The 15,812-nt window shown below is 70.7% G+C and carries 14 protein-coding genes; 5 read left to right on the plus strand and 9 right to left on the minus strand.

Annotation, left to right across the window (positions count from 1 at the left end; translation table 11 throughout):
• Positions 1-14: 14 nt before the first annotated feature.
• From AC3EO7_RS00320 to AC3EO7_RS00335, 4 genes are read right to left on the minus strand one after another with little or no spacing between them, the layout of a single operon-like run.
• Positions 15-1,058: an NAD(P)/FAD-dependent oxidoreductase gene (locus AC3EO7_RS00320; RefSeq protein WP_431972173.1), complete on the minus strand. Its 1,044-nt coding sequence runs from the start codon at positions 1,056-1,058 to the stop codon at positions 15-17.
• 1 nt (position 1,059) lies between these two features.
• Positions 1,060-2,604 carry a class I tRNA ligase family protein gene (locus AC3EO7_RS00325; protein WP_431972172.1) on the minus strand — a complete coding sequence of 515 codons (1,545 nt, stop codon included), beginning with the start codon at positions 2,602-2,604 and terminating at the stop codon, positions 1,060-1,062.
• Positions 2,601-3,017: a cupin domain-containing protein gene (locus AC3EO7_RS00330; RefSeq protein ID WP_431972171.1), complete on the minus strand. Its 417-nt coding sequence runs from the start codon at positions 3,015-3,017 to the stop codon at positions 2,601-2,603. Before AC3EO7_RS00330 ends, AC3EO7_RS00325 begins: the two co-directional genes overlap by 4 nt.
• Entirely contained in the window at positions 3,014-4,309 is a 1,296-nt protein-coding gene (locus tag AC3EO7_RS00335; protein WP_431972170.1) for a lysine N(6)-hydroxylase/L-ornithine N(5)-oxygenase family protein, read from the minus strand. The genes AC3EO7_RS00330 and AC3EO7_RS00335 overlap by 4 nt, the downstream gene beginning before the upstream one ends.
• 202 nt (positions 4,310-4,511) lie before the next feature.
• Here AC3EO7_RS00335 and AC3EO7_RS00340 point away from each other — a divergent pair, with 202 nt between their 5' ends.
• Positions 4,512-6,116 (plus strand): peptide ABC transporter substrate-binding protein, encoded by a 1,605-nt coding sequence (locus tag AC3EO7_RS00340; protein WP_431972169.1) that lies wholly within the window; start codon positions 4,512-4,514, stop codon positions 6,114-6,116.
• 74 nt (positions 6,117-6,190) lie between these two features.
• Here AC3EO7_RS00340 and AC3EO7_RS00345 read toward each other — a convergent pair whose 3' ends face one another.
• The 4 genes from AC3EO7_RS00345 to AC3EO7_RS00360 form a co-directional block, all read right to left on the minus strand.
• Positions 6,191-6,640, minus strand: coding sequence for a TIGR03667 family PPOX class F420-dependent oxidoreductase (locus tag AC3EO7_RS00345; protein WP_431972168.1), 450 nt, complete (start codon positions 6,638-6,640; stop codon positions 6,191-6,193).
• 220 nt (positions 6,641-6,860) lie between these two features.
• Positions 6,861-8,231, minus strand: coding sequence for an MFS transporter (locus AC3EO7_RS00350; protein WP_431972167.1), 1,371 nt, complete (start codon positions 8,229-8,231; stop codon positions 6,861-6,863).
• Between the two features lie 66 nt (positions 8,232-8,297).
• Positions 8,298-9,128 carry an isocitrate lyase/PEP mutase family protein gene (locus AC3EO7_RS00355; RefSeq protein ID WP_435590135.1) on the minus strand — a complete coding sequence of 277 codons (831 nt, stop codon included), beginning with the start codon at positions 9,126-9,128 and terminating at the stop codon, positions 8,298-8,300.
• A 130-nt stretch (positions 9,129-9,258) separates the two neighbouring features.
• The gene (locus AC3EO7_RS00360; protein WP_435590136.1) at positions 9,259-10,641 is read right to left on the minus strand and encodes a helix-turn-helix domain-containing protein; all 1,383 of its coding nucleotides are present in this window, start codon (positions 10,639-10,641) and stop codon (positions 9,259-9,261) included.
• 386 nt (positions 10,642-11,027) lie between these two features.
• Here AC3EO7_RS00360 and AC3EO7_RS00365 point away from each other — a divergent pair, with 386 nt between their 5' ends.
• From AC3EO7_RS00365 to AC3EO7_RS00375, 3 genes are all read left to right on the plus strand, one after another.
• Positions 11,028-11,978, plus strand: a complete 951-nt coding sequence (locus AC3EO7_RS00365; RefSeq protein WP_435590137.1) for a hypothetical protein — start codon at positions 11,028-11,030, stop codon at positions 11,976-11,978.
• Between the two features lie 91 nt (positions 11,979-12,069).
• Entirely contained in the window at positions 12,070-13,323 is a 1,254-nt protein-coding gene (locus tag AC3EO7_RS00370; protein WP_431972163.1) for an adenylosuccinate synthetase, read from the plus strand.
• Positions 13,324-13,340: 17 nt separating this feature from the next.
• Entirely contained in the window at positions 13,341-13,982 is a 642-nt protein-coding gene (locus tag AC3EO7_RS00375) for an NUDIX hydrolase (RefSeq protein ID WP_431972162.1), read from the plus strand.
• Positions 13,983-14,126: 144 nt separating this feature from the next.
• Here the strand turns inward: AC3EO7_RS00375 and AC3EO7_RS00380 are convergent, their stop codons facing one another.
• A complete protein-coding gene (locus tag AC3EO7_RS00380; RefSeq protein ID WP_435590138.1) occupies positions 14,127-14,459 on the minus strand; it encodes a YnfA family protein in 333 nt (110 codons plus the stop codon).
• 137 nt (positions 14,460-14,596) lie between these two features.
• Between AC3EO7_RS00380 and AC3EO7_RS00385 the strand changes: the two genes are divergently transcribed.
• Complete coding sequence (locus tag AC3EO7_RS00385) at positions 14,597-15,685, plus strand: alkaline phosphatase family protein (RefSeq protein ID WP_435590139.1); 1,089 nt, start codon at positions 14,597-14,599, stop codon at positions 15,683-15,685.
• The last annotated feature ends 127 nt before the right edge of the window (positions 15,686-15,812 follow it).

A 15,812-nucleotide genomic window follows, 5' to 3' on the forward strand; every position in this document is an offset into this window, starting at 1 on the left:
TTGGTCCTTCCGCATCAGGCGGCCGGTCGGGCGGCCGCGAGCTCGACGAGGTGGTCGGCGACCAGCGGGGCGGTGCGGAACCCGTCGCCGCCGGTGGCGGCGCGGGCCACGACCGCTGGTCCCGGCCTGGCGAGGGTGGCGCCGCCGGTCGCGGCGTCGACGGTGTAGTGGCACTGCTTGACCGCGGCGATCCGGTACCGGTCCGCGTCGGCGAGCACTAGGTCTATGTATCGTGTTGCCGCGCCGACGCTTTCGGTGTCCTCGCCGAGGTCGTCGACCGTCCGGCACAGCCGCGAGGAGCTGACCTTGAGCAGGGTGCCCGCCCCGGGCGGCATGAGCCAGCCGGTGCCGTCCGCGCCGATCCGCCCGGCGCTCGGCGCCTGCTCCCACCACGCCGCCAGGTCCGCGGGCGGTCGCAGGTACACGGTGGTCTGCCGGTGCAGCACGGTCGGCGCGTCGACGAGTTCGCCCGTCCACGCCCCGGTCGCCAGCAGCACCAGATCGCCGGTGAGCCTGGTACCGTCGCGCAACCGCAGCCGGGCGGCGTCGGTGTCCACCTCGATCACCTGCCGCCAGGGCAGCAGCGTGACGGTCGGCTGTGCCCGCAGCCAGCGGGCGGCGGCGTGCAGCACTCGTTCGGCGAGCAGCACGCCCGCGTCGGCCTCCAGCAGACCCCAGTGCCCCTCGGGAAACACGAAGTGCGGCAGCGCCTTCGGCTCCACCACCGTCACCGGCAATCCGCTGCGATCGGCCACGTCCACTACGGCGTCGATCGATGCGGCGGGCCAGCCGGTGACCACGCCGATGCGCCGGTAGAAGTGGCCGCCGAGCAGCGCTTGCAGCCGCAGCCAGCGCCGGTGCAGCGCCGCGGCGGCGGCGGTGGCGGCCGGGTCGCCGGGACTCAGCGCCCGCACGGCCCGGTGGTGATCGAACGAACTCGACGCCGGGTTCGGGATCGGGCCCCGATCCACCACCGTGACCCGGTGCCCGGCCCGCGCGCAGCGCACGGCCGCGATCAGGCCGGTGACACCGGCGCCCGCGATGACGACGTCGGTCATGTCACGCTCCGACCGCGGACAGTCGCGGCAGCCGGACCGGTTCGATCACGGTGCGCAGGGCCGCTTCTCGCAGATCGGTCTCCGGCAGCATGTCCGAGCCCGCCAGCGCCGCCTCGGCCAGGTCGACGAGCAGCGGCGCGGCGCAGCGCACCAGCACGTCCACCTGGTGGCAGAAGTCCCCGCCGTCGGTGACCGGCGTGCGGTCCAGCCGGGCCAGCTGCTGGGTGAGCGTTTCGGCGACCCGGTTCAGGCTGAATCCGGGCAGCTCGTAGGCGGCGCGGAACCGTTCGACCATGCGCAGCACGTCGGACCTGCCTCGCTCCGAGATCGGCAAGGCGCCGCGCCACACCCAGTCGTCGGCCTTGGCAGCCACCCGGTTCCACGGCGCGACGAGCCGGGTCTCGGTGAGCGCCGCCAGTTCGTCGTGACTGAAGCTGGTGCGCTGGAACTCCGGGCTGTTGCCCGCGAGGTGGAAGCGGATCAGGTCGCGCGGCACCCGCGCCGCCAGATCGCGGCCCCACACCAGGTGTCCCCGGCTGGTGGAGAATTTCTCGTGACGCAACTCGTAGAACTCGTTGGTGAGGAACAGTTTCGGCAGCGGGTAATCCCCCAGCGCCAGCAGCATGGCCAGCCCGGAGATCCCGAACGGATGAATGTTGTCGATGCCGAGGAAGTAGACGATGCGGGCCGCGGCCTCGGGACGCCACAGCGCGTCCTCCGAATCCGGTTCCATGCCGCGGTTCTCGGCGGCCAGCATGGTGCAGTACATCGTCCACGCGACCGGCTCGGCGTTCGGATTCACCACCTGCCCCGGCAGATCCGGCGCCGGGATGCCCCACGAGATCGGGTAGGTGACCGGGAAGTCCGGCAGCGGCCGGTCCAGCAGTTCGGCCACCACCTGCGCCGCGTGCGGACGCAGCAGCCCGGCGGACGCGGCGAAGTGGGCGCGCAGCCGCTCCCGGTACTCCTCCAGGGGGAGGACGAGCACCTCGACCTCGCGGATCTCCAGCGGCTCCTCCGGGTTCCGCGTGGAACGCGGGTCGAGCAACTCGCCCGCGGTCACCGCGTGCCCGCAGCTCTCGCACAGTCCCGCGCAGCTGTCGGCCAGGCAGACCGGGCAGGTGCCCGCGACGTGCCCGTCCACCAGGTACTCGCCGGTGCTCGGCGCGTACGGGAACGGCATCGGCCGCATGCGCAGTGCGCCTTTGGCGCGCAGTTCCGTCACGACCCTCGCGACGTACGAGGTGAAGCGCCGCTCCCATCCGGTGAAGGCGTCGACGGCGATGCCGAGCGCCGTCAGCGTCGCCTCGACCTCCTTGGCGGAACGTTCGACCAGCGCCTGCGGTTCGAGGCCGAGCCGGTGCGCGGTGGTGGTGACGTAGGTGGAGGTGTCCTGCACGCCGGTGCCGAACAGCACCTCCCGCCCGGTGGCCCGGGCGTAGCGGGTGTAGACGTCGGCGGCGAGGAAGGGGCCCGCGACGTGCCCGAGGTGCAGGTCGCCGTTGGCGGTCGGCGCGGGCGAGATGACCAGGGTGGGACCGTTCACGATGTCACCGAATCTTCCTGCCGCCCGGCCGGATTCGTCTCCTGCGACGATCCGGTCTCGTGTCTGCGCACGAACGCGGCCGACATGTCGGTGTCCCACCAGATGGCGTACCACTCGAAATCGGTGGTCCCGGCGTTGCGCACGTGATGGGTCGTGCCGGGGACGAGGTGGACCAGATCGCCCGCCACGAAGTCGCGCCGCTCGCCGTCCACGTCGAGGACCGCGCGGCCCGTCATGGCGATGAACAGCTCGTACTCGTGATGGGCGTGCGCGGTGGAGACGTCGCCGGGGCGCAGCACGCACCACGCGCCCTCGAACGGCGCGTTGAGCGCGGGCCACGGCAGCAGACGCTCGGAGGCGACGCCGTAGGCCTCGGTCAGGCCGTCTCGGTCGAGGCTGCGGATCTCGATCATGCCGTTCGGCTTTCCGGGAAGGCGCCCGCGGTGACGTGGCGGCGGTCGAGGATGTCGTCGACGATGTCCTGCGAGCGGTGCGCGAGCACGCTGATCAGGGTGTCGGAGATGCCGTGCGTCTGTTCGTTGACGCCCTGCAGATACACCGCGCCCCAGGCGGATTCGCCGAGATCGAGGCGGTAGCGGCGGCTCACGGAGATCTCGTCGAGGCCGAGGCGGTCGGTGAGATCGCGTACCAGCGCGGGCATCTGCTGCTCGTAGCCGGTGCCGAGCAGCACCACGTCGCAGCGCAGCGGCTCGATCTTGCCGCTCTTGAGGTCGCGCAGCTCGAGCACCACCTCGTCGCCGTCCATGCGCGCGCCGGCCACCTCGGTCATCGAGCGGACGGTGGAGCGCTCCTGGCCGAGCATGCGCTGCTGGTAGAGCATGGCGTAGAGCTCGTCGAGGAACGGCGGGGCCAGGCCCGCGTAGTTGGTGAGGTGCACCTCGTCGAGGATGCGGCCGCGCACGTCGGCCTCGGAGTGGTAGAACTCGTCGACGAAGGACGGGAAGAACAGCTCGTTGACGAACTTGCTGGTCTGGTAGTTCTGCAGGCCGATGGAGCGCATGACGATGGTCGGCGCGCTCTGCGGCAGATCGGTGTGCAGCGCCATGAACATCTCCGCGGCGCTCTGCGCGCCGCCGATCACGACCGGACGCAGCGGGCGGTCGGCAGGCAGCTCGGCGACCCGGGTGCAGTACTGGGTGCTGTGAATCACCTTGTCGGCGCGCAGGTTCCGGAAGACCTCGGGAATGTGCGCGTCACGGCCGGTGCCGATGACCAGATCCCGGCAGTCGACGGTGTCGCCGTCGGCGAGCGCGACGGTCCAGCCGACGAGCCTGCCGTCGGCGGTGCGGCGCGGCTCGACCGAGGTGACCTCGGCGTCGTAGCGCACCGAGACCTGCTCCAGCGAATGCGCCACCCACTGCTGATAGTCGGACAGCTCCCACCGGTAGGGGTTGAAGGTCGCCAGGTTGACGAACTCGTCCAGGCGCCTGCGCTCGTACAGGAAGTTCAGGAAGGAGAACCGGCTGCGCGGATTGCGCAGGGTCACCAGGTCTTTGAGGAACGACACCTGACTGCGGGCCCAGGGAAGCAACAGGTTGCGCTGCCATTTCACGTCGGGATGCTGCTCGAGCAGCAGGGTCCGCTGGGCCAGCCGCGGCGCGTCGGATTCCTCGAGCGCGACAGCCAGCGCGAGGTTGGCGGGACCGGCCCCGATGGCCAGGACGTCGACTTCGTGATCGCTCACATTTCCACCTGAGTCTCGATGGTTACCACTTGCTCCGATCCAGTGAATGCGCTGCGCGAGTTGACCGAAACCCGCGCGCCGATCCGCACGACAACCTGTCGACACGGCGGCTGTTTCGCCGATTGGCGCCGCCTGACAGTCGATTGAATGTTTCTGTCGCGCAGCACTGCCGATCAATTCCCAGCTCTGCTGAGCTGGCCAGATGAGCATCTCGACCAGATCACCAGCGCTCCGCGTCGCCGCGGGGATCGTCGCCGTCGCGTCCGCCGCGCTGCTCACCGTCTCCTGCGACAGCTCGCCGAGCGCCGACGCTCCCGGCCGTGGCGTCATCAGCTACAACGGAACCGAACCGGAGAACCCGCTGATTCCCGGCGACGCCACCGAACGCGACAGCGTCAAGATCGTGAACGCGCTGTTCACCGGGCTCGTCGAGTACGACACGGCCACCGCGGTGCCCCGCAATGCGGTGGCCGAATCGATCGCCACCGCCGACTCGCGCGTCTATCTGGTCACCCTCGCGCCGGGCTGGACCTTCCACGACGGAACACCCGTCACCGCACAGAGTTTCGTGGACGCCTGGAACTACACCGCCTACGGGCCGAACAAACTCCAGGGCGCCACGTACCTGTCGCACATCCAGGGCTACGAGGCGCTGCAGAACGGCTCGGCGCAGCAGTTGTCGGGTGTGCGAATCATCGACGACCGCAGGTTCGAGGTCACCCTGACGGCCCCGTTCTCCGCCTTCGCGACCCAGCTCGGCTACGCCGCATTCTTCCCGCTGCCGCGCAGCTTCTTCGCCGACCGTGCCGCGTTCGAGGCGCATCCCGTCGGCAACGGGCCCTTCCGGTTCGTCTCGCACACCCCGGGCGAGAACATCGTCGTGCACCGGTACGACGCCTACGGCGGCGCGCGCAAGCCGCACATCGAGGGCGTCGAATTCCGGTTCTACAAGGCGCTCGAGGACGCCTACGCCGACGTGGTCGCCAATGAATTGGACTACCTCGATTTCGTGCCCGCCGACGCGCTCGCGGGCGGCCGGTACAAAACCGAACTGTCCGGACGGAATCTGTCGCACACCTACTTGGGCGTGCAGTCGATCTCGTTCCCGCTCTACGACAAGCGATACGCCGATCCGCGCTTGCGGCAGGCCATTTCGATGGCCGTCGACCGGAAGTACGTGGTCGACACGGCCTTCGACGGCGACAAGATCCTGGCCGACGGGCTGGTGCCGTCCACCGTGCCCGGCCACGCGGGCGGACAGTGCGGAGAGCTGTGCGAGTACCACCCCGAGCGAGCGCGCGCGTTGTTCGAATCGACCGGCTTCACGGGCCAGATCGAATTGACCTCCAACGACGATTCGGCCAATCAGGTGTGGATGGACGCGGCCTGCGCGACGATCAGCAAAGCGCTCGGCCGGGAATGCCGGTACGCGCCGGTGCCGACGTTCGGCGAATTCCGGACGCTGATCAACGACCGCCGCATGTCGACGATCTTCCGCTCCGGCTGGGTCGCCGACTACCCGTCCATCGAGAACTTCCTCAACCCGATCTTCCGCACCGGCGCCGCGGTGAACGGCACGACGTACACCAACCCGGAGGTCGACGCGCTGCTGGCGGCCGCGGACGCCGCGCCGACCGAGCGCGAGGGATGGGTGCTGTACCAGCAAGCCGAGCGCCGGATCCTGCAGGACATGCCTGCGATTCCGCTGTGGTTCCAGAAGGTGCAGTCCGGCTGGTCGAACCGGACCAGGGACGTGGCCGTCTCGCAGTTGCTGCAACTGGACTTGTTCGCGGTCGAGGTCGACTGACCACGCCGGACACAACGAAAGGCGGCGGCGTTTCCAACGCCGCCGCCTTTTTCTGTACCGGAACGGGGTTCGCGCTAGTCGAGCGCGGAGACGGGGCCGCTGCTGTACAGGCGACGCGGCGTGATGACCAGGGCCGCGGAGAACATCGCGGCGAACTCCGCCGGGGTGCCGAACATCGCGCCGATGCGTTCGGCGTATTTCGCCGCGTAGCGCGGCTCCCGGTCGGCGGGCGGCAGGTCGGGGGCGAGTTCGGCGGTGCCTTCCAGGCGCACGATGTCGCGGCCGATGTCGGTGACGTCGAGGCCGAGGCTCACGTGCGGGTTGGACGCCACGTTGCGCAGCTTCTGCTTGCTCGGCTGGCTGTAGATCAGGATCGTCTCGTCCTCGCGCAGCAGGAACCAGACCGGCACGCTGTCGGGCCTGCCGTCGGGGCGGACAGTCGTCAGCCACGCGATGAGATTGCCGCGCAGCCTGTCTTCGACGTACGTGCGGCGGCCGGCGGGAAGATGGGATGTCAGGTTCATGGGTGCCTTCATCTCGTACGAAAGTGCCTGTTCGGCAGGGGATGTCGTGCGATCTGCGGGTACGAGGCTAACCGAGCGGCGGCGCGACGGCGCGGTGGCACGAGATCCGCCGGGCGTAGGGGAATTCACTGTGAACGCGAAGCATCCGCCGATCGTGTTCTCGATCGGCGGACGCCTCAGCGGTGCGCGGTACGCGCCTCGTGGCGCCGAAGTGCGGCGCTCACGCTCCGGTGCCGGACTTGACGGTGGACACCGCCGTGCCGGACTCGACGGTGGACACCGCGCTGCCGGTCGCCGCGTCGGTGCCGGGTTCCGCATCGGACATTTCCCTGTCCGTTGTGACATCCGGCTTTTCGCTCACCTCAGGCCCGCTCGTATCCGCCGTGTGGTTCTCGCGAATCCCCGCGTACGCGCACCAGGCCGCGAAGAGCCCGAGCGCGCCGCACAGCGGCCAGATCCCGGTGCCGAGGCGATCCCACGCGAGGACGCCCAGCGTGGGGCCGAGCGCCATGCCCAAGCCGAAGGTGGCCTGATGGGTGCCGATGTAGCGGGCTTTCACCGGAGCCGGGAAGGTGGAGGGATACGCGAACATGGTGGGGCCGTTGATCATCACGCCGAGCACGAACACCACCGTCGCCAGCAGGATCGGAGCCGCGCCCTCTCCGGCGAAGGAGTACCCGGCCACGCCGAGGCCCATGATCGCGGTACCCACCGCGCCGACCAGCGGCGCCCGCAGGTGCTTGACGTACGAGGTGATCTTCAGCTCGCACAGGATCAGCACCACCGACGCCGTGACCAGCACCGCGCTGTACAGGCCGGTGGACCGGCCGTCCGCGGTGATGTTCAGCGGCAGCGCGACGGTGTACTGCACGTAGATGATCGAGCCGACCAGCACCGACGCCAGGAACAGGTGGTAGCGCCGGTCACGCAGGATCACGCCGTAGCCGGTGCGCTCGCCCGGCGTCGGCTCCGGCGCGTCCTGCACCGTGGCCACGTTCGGCAGGAGCAGCAGCGCCAGCACCGCGTAGGTGAGGGCGGACGCGGCGTCCAGCCAGAGCAGCAGATTCCAGTCGATCAGGATCACCGCCGCCGCGATGAGCGGCGCCAACGCCGCGCCCGCGTTGAGTGCGATGCGCATCATCGAAAAGCCCATCACCCGATGCTCTTCCGGCATCAGGTCGCCGAGCAGCAGCGCAGCGGCAGGCCGATAGGACTGGGTGACGAGGCCCGCCGCGGCCACCGCGACGAGCAGCGCCGCGAACAGGCCCGGCGTGGCGAGCAGCGGGATCACCGTGAGCAGCGCGGCCGATCCGGTCATCGCGGCGATGATGGTCGAGCGCGGGCCGAGCCGGTGGGTGAGCTCGCCGCCGAGCATGGTCCCGAAGACCGCCCCCGCGCTGTAGGCGGTGAGCGCGAGACCGGCTTGGCCGATGCTGAATTCGCGATGTGTCAGGTAGAGCACCAGGAAGGTCTGCACGAAGGCGCCGAGCTGGTTCACCAGCACGCCGATGAGCAGATAGACGACCGGGCGCGGGGTCTGGCGCAGCGCGGCGAAAACGCCGGTGCGGGAGTCGGTTCTGATTGCGTTCATCGTGAGTCCTTGGTCGCCGGGGCGGCAGGGGATTGCGGAAAGCTCAGCGCAGCAGCGCCGGAAAGCTCAGCGCAGCAGCGCTTCGGCGGCGCCGAAGTCCAGCGCGCCCGCGAGCGCGTCGTAGGTGCCGGTGTCGAGCAGCTCGCGGGCGGCGGCCGCGGCCCGGCCGTAGGCGGCCTGGGCCAGCGCGGGGCCGAGGCTGACCCGGCGCACACCGGCGGCGGCCAGTTCCGGCACGCTGGGCGCGCCGGGACCGGTCATCACGTTCACCGGAAGCGGCGACTTGCCCGCCAGATCGGTGAGCGTCGGCAGGTCGAGCAGGCCAGGGACGAACAGGCTGTCCGCGCCCGCCTCGGCGTAGTCGACGGCCCTGGCCAGCACGTCGTCGAAACGGTCCTCGGGTGCGCCGACACCGAACAGGTAGACGTCGGTGCGCGCGTTGATCACCAGTTCCGGCAGGTCCGCCTCGGCGGCCGCGGCGCGGGCGGCGCGCAGCCGACCGCGCTGCGCCGCGCGGTCGAACAGCGGTCCGCCGGGCGCGGTGGAATCCTCCAGATTGACGCCGACCGCGCCTGCGCCGATCACGGCGGCGACGGTGGCCGCGACGTCCTCCGGCGCGGGGCCGTAGCCGCCCTCCACGTCGGCGGTGACCGGCACGTCGACGGCCGCGACGATGCGCGCCACCTGGGCGACGGCCTCTTCCCTGGTCAGCCGCTGGCCGTCGGTGCGGCCGAGCGCCCAGGACACGGCCGCACTGGTGGTGGCGATCGCCTCGGCGCCTGCCTGCGCGATCACCGCCGCGCTGATCGGGTCCCAGGCGTTGGGCAGCACGAAAGTGCCCGTCGCGTGCAGGTTTCGAAACGCGTCGGCCCGGCTCTGCTGGTTGTCGTCGGCCACGTCGGCTCCTCCTGAGTCGTTGATCCTGATCTGTTCGAACTCGACGAACCTAACCCCGGAACCGGCCGTATTCGCCCTGCTCACGGCTACCGCGGACAAACGAACGCCAAAGCCGGACAACGTGATCGGTTCAGCGCGCGAGACCTCCCTCGAAACCGATGGCCGCGCGTAGTGGGTCGGTGTCCAGCTCGTCGGCTTGGCGTCGCAGCGCGAACCGGTCGGCCTCCTGGGCGACGAGCTGGCCGAACAACGGCGACATCACGTACCGCTCCGGATCCGGAACCCGGTGCAGCAGACCGCCGTCGATGAGGCTGTCCATCGCGTACTCGGCCGACTCGATCGAGATGTGCAGCGAGCGAGCCAAGGTCGCGGGCGCCACCTCGTCGGCGCCGCCTGCCAGCATGTGCAGCACGTGCTTGGCCAGCGGCGGACGCGACAGATAGGCGGGCAGCACCGCGTCGGCCAGGCTCACGTCGCCGATCCGCAGCCAGTTCGACACGGTCACCCCTTCGGCGAGACGCGCCGCGATCTCGGTCAGCCGCCGCCCCGGCTGCGCGGCGATCTTGCGGCCCGCGATGGTGAGCGCCAGCGGCAGTCGCCCGCAGAACTCGGCGATGCGCAGCGCCGACGCGGGCTCCGCGCCGACCCGCTCGCCGCCGATGAGCAGGCGCAGCAGATCGACCGACTCGGCCTGCGCGAGCGGGCCGAGCGCGACGCGGCGCACCCCGTCCAGACCGAGCAGCCGCGAGCGGCTGGTCACCACGATCTGGCTGTTCAGCGAGCGCGCGAGCAGCGGACGGACCTGCGGTTCGTCGCGAACGTTGTCGAGCAGCACGATGACCCGCCGTTCGGCGAGCATCGAGCGATACAGCCCGATGCGGTGCATGTCGTCGGCGGGCACCTGCTCGGGCGGTACGCCGAGCGCGCGCAGGAAACCGGCCATGACCTCCAGCGGAGCGGCTTCGTCGCCGCGGCGGGCGGCCATGTCGGCGAACAGCTGCCCGTCGGGGAACTGTTCGGCGAGCCGGTGCGCGAACCGGAGCGCGAACGCGGTCTTGCCGACGCCGACCGGCCCGCGCACGACCACCGGGACCCGCGAGTCCGCGATGCCGGCTGTGGCCGCCCGTGTGTCGTCGAATTCGGCTACTCTGCCCACGAAATCGTGCGGGCCGATGGGGAGCTGGACCGGGCGGGGCGGTCCGGAGTCGGCCGCCTCGTCCACCACGATCGGCAGCGGCTCGGTGGGCGCGCCGTCCCCGCGCGCCTCGCGCCAGCGGCGCTCCCACTCCGCGGGGTCGCCACCGCAGGCGCGCACGAACGCCAGCGCCACCGGCAGCGTCGGCAGCCGATGGCCGCCCGCGGCGTCCGACAGCACCGAGGGGGAGTAGAGGGCCGCGCTCGCCAGCTGCCGATAGGACGGATTGCCCGCCGCGGCCCGCAGTTTGCGCAGATCTCCGGCGAACGCGGCGACCGGCCCCGACCGGACATCGATCGGTTTCTCTCGTCTCCCCATCGGTGCTCCACTCCCTGAAATGCGTTGCGGCACACTTGCCCCTGTACCGCAGCCTTAGCAGCCGACAACTTCGTCGGCTCCCCCCATGACGCGCACCGCCTAGCGAGCACCGGCCTCGGCGGTTTTACCCCTGATTACGACCGCACTTCCGGGGAGCTCCGCACCGCGCGTCCGGCGAGTCCGAATTTCCCGTTCCGCGATGGTCCATCCGAAGTGTGAACGGCCAGCGTCTCTATGGCATGCAATAGGCGACGTGCCGCCTAAGCCTGAATCGTGCTGTGTGCCTTGGGTATTAACACGTGGACCGGCATCGATTGGATCAGTGCCCTTGACCGCTCAAGTTTTAGTCGAATACACTAAAACTACTTCACGAGAGGAGCGGCGACATGGGATACGGACACTGGGACGACACCGCCTACCGGGCGGCCAAGACCTATCGCGCCAGCCGGGGGATCGACGACTTCGGCTACACCGCCGAGATGCGCGCGCAGCCTTACACGAGCTGGCGCGCGCACCCCGCGCTCGACCCGCTGGGGGTCGACACGCGGGAATGCCGGGACTCCGACGAGCACGGGAACTCGCTGCCCATCGCGGTGTTGTTCGATGTGACCGGCTCGATGGGGCAGGTGCCGATCATCATGCAGGACAAGCTCGGCAAGCTGCACGGACTGCTGCAGCGCAAGAAGTACGCGGACGACCCGCAGATTCTGTTCGGCGCGGTCGGCGACGCCGACACCGATCGGGTGCCGCTGCAGGTCGGGCAGTTCGAATCCGACAACCGGATGGACGAGCAGTTGCGCAACATCCTGCTCGAGGGCGGCGGTGGCGGTCAGAAGTCCGAAAGCTACGAGCTGGCGGCCTATTTCCTGGCCACCCACGTCGTCACCGACGCGTGGGAGAAGCGGCGCAAGCGCGGGTACCTGTTCTTCATCGGCGACGAGCTGAACAAGCCGCGACTGGCCTCGCGGCACATCCGCGCGGTCATCGGCGACCACGTGCGCAGCGATATCGCGGTCGACTCGATCTACCGCGAGCTGGCCGAGAAGTGGCACGTGCACTACATCCTGCCGAACCAGTCCAGCTACTACGACGATCCTGAGATCGCCGAGCACTGGCGCGGGCTGCTCGGGCAGAACTTCCTGAAGCTCGACGATCCCGCCGCGGTGTGTGAACTCATCGCGCTCACCATCGGGCTCGCGGAGGGGCGGGTCGACATCGACACGGGTCTGGCGGACCTGCGCGACGTCGGGTCGGGCGCGGAAGTGGATTCGGTCGGCAAGGCGCTGGGCGCGCACGCCCGTTCCGCCATGCGTGCGCTGCCGGGCGGGTCGCGCTGAGTCGGCCGCGCCGAGTGGGGCGCGTCGCACCGTCGCGGGGTCGGTGCGGTGCGCTTCCCGGTGGTGGCACTGAAAGGAAAGGCAGGACGGGATGACCGGCTCGCATCTGATCGTGGTCGACCTCGGCTTCGGCGACGCGGGGAAGGGCGCGACGGTGGACTGGTTGTGCGCACCGGAGGCGGGCCTGGACGTGTCGGCCGTCGTCCGCTTCAACGGCGGTGCGCAAGCCGCGCACAACGTGATCGCCGACGGGCGGCACCACACATTCGCGCAGTTCGGGTCCGGCACGTTCTCCGGGGTGCCGACCTTGCTGTCGCGGCACATGCTGGTGGAACCGATCGCGCTGGCGGGGGAGGCACGGCGGCTGGACGCGCTCGGCGTCCGGGAGCCACTGTCGCTGTTGCGGATCGAGGGTGGCGCGCTGCTGACCACGCCGATCCACATCGCGGCCAACCGCGCCCGCGAGGACGCGCGCGGCGCGGCGCGGCACGGGTCGTGTGGCCGTGGCATCGGCGAAACCGCCAGGTACGCACTCGAATACGACGCACCGACGGTCGCCGACTGCCGCGCCCCCGCGGTCCTGCGCGCCAAGCTGCACGCGCTGGCCGCCCACTACGCTCCGCTGATCGCGCCGAGCGCGCACCGTTACGAGCCGATCGACGACATGGTCGACATGTACCGGGAGTTCGCGGCCGCGGTGCGCGTCGTGGACGGGACCTATCTGGCGCGGGCGGCCCGGCGCGGCCGACTCGTCTTCGAGGGCGCGCAGGGCGTGCTGCTCGACGAGTGGCGCGGATTCCACCCGCACACCACCTGGTCCACCGTCGAGCCGCGCAACGCGCGGGAAATGCTGGCGGGCATCGGTCACTCCGGTCACACCCTCGGCGTCACACGGACCTATCAGACCAGGCACGGCGCGGGCCCGCTGCCGACCCAGGACCACGGACTCGATATTCCCGAGCCGCACAACACCTTCGGCGAGTACCAGGGCGCGTTCCGCCTGGGCCACCTCGACGCGGTGCTGCTGCGTTACGCCGTCGCGGCGTGCGGCGGGATCGACGGTCTGGTGGTGAACCACCTCGACGCGGCGGGAACCGGCCGGGCCGCAACGGGTTACCGCACGCGGGCCGGTGTCGTCCGGGAGCTCCCGCTCGGGCCGTGGCGCGATCTCGACCATCAGAGCAGGCTCACCGAGTTGCTGGCCACCGCCGAGCCGCTGCTCGAAGAACTCCCCGACGACCGGCTGTCCTGGCTCGAGCGGACGCTCGGCGCACCCGTCGTCCTCGGCGCGGACGGACCCGCCCGCGCCGACCGAACCCCGCGCTCGATGGCGGCCGCCGCCTGAGGGCAGGATGGTTCGGCGTGGAGCAATCCGTTGTGTCGGTCGATGTGGTGACGCTCCGGTTCTGGCCCGAGGACGCCGGGGTCACGATCGGAATCGCGCCGCGCGGCCACGAACCGTTCACCGGTGAACTCGCGCTGCCCGGCGTGCTGCTCGGCCGCGGCGAGCGTCTCGTCGCGGCCGCCCGCCGAGCGGTGCACACCAAGCTCGGCGTCCCCGAGGCCGCGATCGGGGCCGTCGGACAGCTCGTCACCTTCGACGAACCGCATCGCGACCCGCGCGGACCCACTCTGTCCATCGCCATGTGGGCAGTGGTCGGCCCGCACGAAGGCCACGCTCGGTGGGTGCCCTTCGACGGCGCACCCGCCCTGGCGTTCGACCACAACCGCATCGTCGAAGCGTCCCGCGCGGTCCTGGCCAGGCTGCTCTGGAAAGACGGGATCTTCACCCGCGCCCTGCTCGGCGCCGAATTTCCCGCCACCCGAGCTGTCGAGCTCAGCGCCTCCCTGCTCGGCGCCCGCCCCGACCCGGCCAACCTCAACCGAACTCTCGCCGCCCTCCCCGGCCTGGAACGCACCACCGAACGCCGCCGCACCAAGTCCACCGGCCGCCCCGCCACCGTATGGGCGTTCACCGCACCGGACCACGCCACCGCCGAATAGCGCTGCGTCCGAACGGGTTACCTGCGGACGAAGTGCCCTGGTTCGGCGCGCGGGAATGGGCGGGAGCTCCCACGCTCGACGAGGCCGGGGTCGCCGTGCTCTGCGCGCGGCCGGCCACGCATTTCGCGGCCGTGTGAGCGGTGGTCAGGTGCGCGGGGCGTACATGATCACCGCGACGCCGACCAGGCAGATGGCCGCGCCGAGGTAGTCCCAGCGGTCGGGGCGGAACTTGTCGACGACCATGCCCCAGGCCAGCGAGCCCGCGACGAAGATTCCGCCGTAGGCGGCCAGGATGCGGCCGAAATGCGGATCGGGCTGGACGGTGGCCACGAATCCGTAGGCGCCGAGGGCGAGCACGCCCGCCGCGATCCACAGCACGCCGCGGTGCTCGCGCCAGCCTTGCCACACCAGCCAGGCGCCGCCGATCTCGGCGAGCGCGGCCAGGGCGAAAAGCAGCAGGGAGCGAGCGACCGTCATGCCCGGGAACCTACCGGTCGCGCGGCGTTCGGCCGCAGTTCAGCGAGACGACTTGCGCCGGGGCGAGCGATGAAAGCTCGATGAACAGACCGGGAAAGGGCTGGCAGGTCCCGTGCCGCGGCCGTCATCGTCACGGTATGCGGAGACGGACGCTGTTGCGTGCCACGGCTCTCGTGGCGGCCTCCTCGATCCCTGGCGCGGTCACCGCCACCGCCGCCACCGCTTCGGCCAAGGTCCTGGTGATAGGGATCGACGGCGCGATGTACGCCAAGATCCACCAGGTCGGCGCGCCGAACCTACTGCGCTTGGCCGCGGCGGGCACACTGTCGCAGACCTCGCTCGTGCCGCACATCAGCCTGTCCGGCCCCTCGTGGGCGACTGCGCTGACCGGCGTCTGGGACCGCAAGCACGGCGTCACCCACAACGACTTCGATCCCGCACCGTTCGACCGCTACCCCACGGTGTTCACCCTGCTCGAGCGCGCGGGCCGCCGCACCGCCGCGGTCGCGACCTGGTCGAAGATCGCCACCATCGCGGGCAGCGGCGCGCCGCACGCCGGCCGGATCGCCGTCACCGCCCCCGTGCCGGACGATCCGGACGAGGCGAAGACCGACGCCGCCACTGCCGACGCGGCGATCGCCGCCCTCACCGGCGACGCCCCCGACTTCCTGTTCGTCCACCTCGACCAGGTGGATTTCGCCGGTCACCGGCACGGCGCGGCCTCGCGGGCCTACCTGGACGCCACCACCAGGGTGGACCGAGAGGTCGGTCGCATCGTCGCGGCCGTGGACGCGCGCGCGGGCGAAGGCTGGACCGTGCTCGTCACCACCGACCACGGCCACCTCCCCAGGGGCGGTCACGGCGGCCAGACCCGTGACGAGACCCGCCACCTTCGTCATCGCCCGCGGCCCCGATTTCGACCCCGGCGTGACCGACGCCCACTACGCCCTCGTCGACATCACCCCGACCGCCCTCGATCTCCTCGGCGTACCGATACCGCGCGGTCTCGACGGCGGTTCGATGCGAGCCCGTCCCGCCACCGCCCGCGAGTGGTGACGGTCCGCTGCCGCGCCCCGGTGGTGGTGGCGGTCCGCTCCCGCGCCCCGGTGGCGGTCCGCTCCCGCGCCCCGGGGATGGTCTGCTCCCGCGCCCCGGGGATGGTCCGCTTCGCGCCCCGGGGACGGTGGGCAAATCCGTTCTCCCCCGGGCAGGTTGGGTTCGGATGATTCGGCCGCCCAGGGGGCCGCGATCGGTTCGGAAAGTCCGATCACAGCGTTCGAAACCGGGCAGCTTCCGGACGCGGCGTCTGCGGATCGGACGATGCGCCGGGCCGGGGACTAAAGTTGTGGTCTG

Source organism: Nocardia sp. bgisy118, assembly GCF_057708605.1.